This is a genomic window from Pseudoroseomonas ludipueritiae (genome assembly GCF_014490445.1).
GTDB lineage: Bacteria > Pseudomonadota > Alphaproteobacteria > Acetobacterales > Acetobacteraceae > Pseudoroseomonas > Pseudoroseomonas ludipueritiae.
The window spans coordinates 1-3,391 of sequence record NZ_JACTUZ010000262.1 but is presented as its reverse complement, the minus strand read 5'-3'; the positions used below and the strand labels follow the sequence as shown (position 1 = coordinate 3,391).

The following is a 3,391-nucleotide window of genomic DNA, read 5'->3' as shown; positions in this document are numbered from 1 at the left end:
ACGCCGTCGCCGGCGCTCGCCGCCTATGCCAATGCGGCGCCGCCCACGGCCGCTTCCCTGCGCCTGTCCTTCGACGATGCGGCCCGCGCCGCCCGCGCGGCCTCCCAGCCCGCGACCGAGGGCCAGGGCGTGCTGGAAGCGGCGGCGACGCGGCTTTCCAACCTCGTCACCGTCCGCCGCGGCGACCAGACCGTCTGGGGCGATGCGGTGAGCGGCGAGCTGGAAGGCGCCCGCCAGGCACTGGATGCCGGCGACATCGCCGCTGCCGTGCAGAAGGTGGAGGCGCTGCCGGAAAAGACCCGCGCGCCGATGGAAGGCTGGCTGCGGCAGGCGCGTGGCCTGCTGGCCGCCCGCGCCGCGCTGAATGAGCTGGTCTCGCCGAAGGGGCAGGGCTGATGGCGCGCGCGCTCTGGCTGCTTCTTCTCTGCGTCGTCACGGTTGGCGTCGCATGGGTGCTGATGCGGATGGGCGGCACCGTGCAGGTGCGCGTCGGCGATGCCGAGATCTATGTGGATCTGCCCATCCTGCTGCTGGCGCTGGCCATCCTGTTCCTGGTGCTGCACGGGCTGCTGACCGGCTGGCGCGCCCTGCGCCGGCTGCCGGCCCGCATGCGCGCCAAGCGTGAGGCCCGCAACCGCGAGAAGGGCGAGGCCGCGCTGACCCGCGCCCTGGTGGCGCTCGCCGCCGGCACCGCCGATACCGCCCGGCTGGAAGTGCGCCGCGCCCGCCAGTTGCTGGGCGACAAGCCGCAGGTGCTGCTGCTCTCCGCCGAGGCCGAGCGCCTGAACGGCAGCGAGGAAGGTGCCGCCGAGGCCTTCCGCACCCTGGCCGCGCGTGACGACGCCAGGTTCCTGGGCCTGCGCGGGTTGCTGCGGCAGGCGATCCAGCGGCAGGATTGGCCCGCCGCGCAGCAATTGGCGCGGGAGGCCGAGGCCGCCCAGCCCGGCGCCGCCTGGGTGCGCGAGGAACGCGCCGCCCTGGCGCTGCGCACGCAGGATTGGCGCGAGGCCCTGGCCCTGGCCGCGCCCAAGGCGCCGCGCGCGCAACTGGCCCTGGCCGCCGCGCGGCAGGAAAAGGATGTCGCCCAGGCCGCCGAGCTGGAGCGCCAGGCCTTCGAGGCCGACCATGGCTTCTCCCCCGCCGCGGTGGCCTATGCCCGGCGGCTGGCCGGTGTCGGCAGCCAGCGCAAGGCCCGCAGCGTGCTGGAACAGGGTTGGGCGGCCGCGCCGCATCCCGATATCGCCCAGGCTTATCTGGCGGATGAGGCCGACCCGCTGGAGCGGGTGAAGATGGCCGAGACGCTGGTGCAGTCCAACCGCAACCACCCGGAAAGCCGGCTGCTGCTGGCCCGCACCGCCCTGGCCGCCAGCCTGACCGGCCGCGCGCGGCAGGAGCTGGAAGCGCTGGTGCAGGACGGCACGGCCGATGCCCGCGCTTATCTGGCGCTGGTGGAGCTGGAGCAGGTGGAGCATGGCGAGAGCGCCGTGGCCCGCGCCGCCGAGGCCCGCTGGCTGCGCGCCGCGACCGCGGCACCCTCCGAGCCGCGCTGGCGTTGCGGACATTGCGGCAAGCTGCATGCGCAATGGGTGCCGGTCTGCGATGGCTGCGGCACCGCTGGCGAGGTGAGCTGGCAGCCTGGACCGGCCCAGCTGGTGCAGAAGGTCTGACGGAAGGGGGCTTCGGCCCCCTTTTTCATGCCCGCCCGGTTCAGCGCAGCGGCTGGGACAGCAGCAGCCCGGCGCGGCGGAACACCTGGCCGACCACCAGGGCATGGCTCATGGCGGCATAGGCACGGGGCGGGGGCAGCAGGCGCAGGAAGGCCGCCAGGGCTTCCCGCCGCGGCCCGCGCTGGGACAGGGAGAGAGCCAGCAGCAGGGCGGGCTCCTCTCCTTGCAGGCGCGGCTCCAGCGGCAGGCCGATGGCGAAGGGTTCCTCCTTCGCGCGCAGCAGGCCATCCAGCGGCCATGCGGCATCGCCGGCATCCTCGGTCACCAGCGGGGGGCGGCAGGACTGGGCCGGGGCCATGCCCCATTGTGCCGCCCAGGCCCAGCGCCGCATCGACTCCAGCAGCAGCGCCTCGGGCGGTGGCAGGCTTTCGATCTCCACATCGGTCCAGGGCCAGGTGGGAAGGCCGTGTGTCGCCATGGCAGCAGATGCTCCCTGCTGGGGAAGGGAGGACCCAGGCTGCCGGACTTGCGAATAGGTCGCAAGTCTTTCCGGCGTGAGGTTTCGTGCCGGCCTCACCCCAGAAAGGCATCGCCATGCGGCTGATGGGCGAATTGCGCCTTCTGCTCGTCCGAGATGCCGATCAGCATCACCACATCCACCCGGTCCATGCGGTGGCTGGCGAGGTGGTCTACCCAGAAGGCGAGGCCAGCGCCCTCCGGCTCCCGCTCCAGCGCGCTGCGGTAGATGGAGGCGACATAGGCCGCATCGTCCTCATGCGCATGGCGGGCCTGGAACTCATCGCTGCTGGCGATGGCCTCCACCATTTGGCGGATCGACATCTCGCCATGGGCCAGCTTCTGGGTCCAGAAGGGAAGGCCGGTGGCATCCGGCGTCCGGTCGAACACCGCGTCATAGGCCATGCCGACAATGGTGGCCTCGGTGTCGCGGACCCAGACGCCGCCAGGGTGGCTGGCCTCGAATTGCGCGGCGGCCTCGGGGCTTTCCACGAAATTGGCGATGATCTGCGCGCGGCTGGCCCCGGCATTCAGCGCGGCCACGTGATGGGCGAGGCCCGCCGGGTCAGGCTGGCGGCCGAGGGCTTCGCGGTAAAGGTTCACCACCAGTTGCTCGTTGGTCAGGCCACCAAAGCGGCTGATGAATTCCTGGCTGCCGAAGAAGCCTTCCGCTGCCTGCGCCAGAGACATGCCGTGCTGCATATGGTCGACCCAATTGACCAGCCCCTCCGGATCGGGCGGCCGGCCCAGGATGGTCTGGTACAGGCGCACGATCTCGGCCGCGTCCGAGAAGCCTGAGAACTCGATGGCGCCATTGGCGAAGGCGATGCGCGTGACCGGCCCCACCCAAACCATCTCGCCCGAGGCCAGGGCGATCTGGGTCATGTGGTCAGGGCCGGTGACGATGCGCTCGGCCTCCCAGACCAAGTGCAGCGACGTGACGACATCGGCCGACACGCGTGTGAAGCCATGCAACGCCTCGCCGATGCCGAGGGGATGCGGGGAGGGTGTGTCGTCCACAACAGGGGGGAGCGGCGGCGGAGACACCGGCGGAGGCGGCGAGACGGGCGGCGGCGGAGACACCGGTGGCGGTGGCGAAACGGGTGGCGGCGGGGACACCGGCGGCGGCGGCGAAACGGATGGCGGCGGGGACACCGGTGGCGGTGGCGAGACGGGCGGCGGTGGGGACACCGGCGGCGGTGGCGAAA

4 protein-coding genes are annotated in these 3,391 nt (G+C 72.3%); 2 read left to right on the top strand and 2 right to left on the bottom strand.

The features are described 5' to 3' along the window. Both IBL25_RS25180 and IBL25_RS25175 read left to right on the top strand, forming a co-directional pair. Positions 1 to 396: mitofilin family membrane protein (locus tag IBL25_RS25180; protein WP_367615691.1), on the top strand; the 396-nt coding region annotated here is incomplete at its 5' end. Then, positions 396 to 1,667 carry a heme biosynthesis HemY N-terminal domain-containing protein gene (locus IBL25_RS25175; RefSeq protein WP_187781196.1) on the top strand — a complete coding sequence of 424 codons (1,272 nt, stop codon included), beginning with the start codon at positions 396 to 398 and terminating at the stop codon, positions 1,665 to 1,667. The genes IBL25_RS25180 and IBL25_RS25175, both read left to right, overlap by 1 nt. A 40-nt stretch (positions 1,668 to 1,707) precedes the next feature. Here the strand turns inward: IBL25_RS25175 and IBL25_RS25170 are convergent, their stop codons facing one another. Beyond that, entirely contained in the window at positions 1,708 to 2,145 is a 438-nt protein-coding gene (locus IBL25_RS25170) for a hypothetical protein (protein WP_187781195.1), read from the bottom strand. Positions 2,146 to 2,240: 95 nt separating this feature from the next. Then, a complete protein-coding gene (locus tag IBL25_RS25165; RefSeq protein WP_187781194.1) occupies positions 2,241 to 3,203 on the bottom strand; it encodes a DUF4214 domain-containing protein in 963 nt (320 codons plus the stop codon). Between the last annotated feature and the right edge of the window lie 188 nt (positions 3,204 to 3,391).

What these genes read in the sequence shown, in the direction of transcription:
- IBL25_RS25170 (WP_187781195.1), bottom strand. Translation starts at nt 2,145, where the DNA reads ATGGCGACACACGGCCTTCCCACCTGGCCCTGGACCGATGTGGAGATC.
- IBL25_RS25175 (WP_187781196.1), top strand. Translation starts at nt 396, where the DNA reads ATGGCGCGCGCGCTCTGGCTGCTTCTTCTCTGCGTCGTCACGGTTGGC.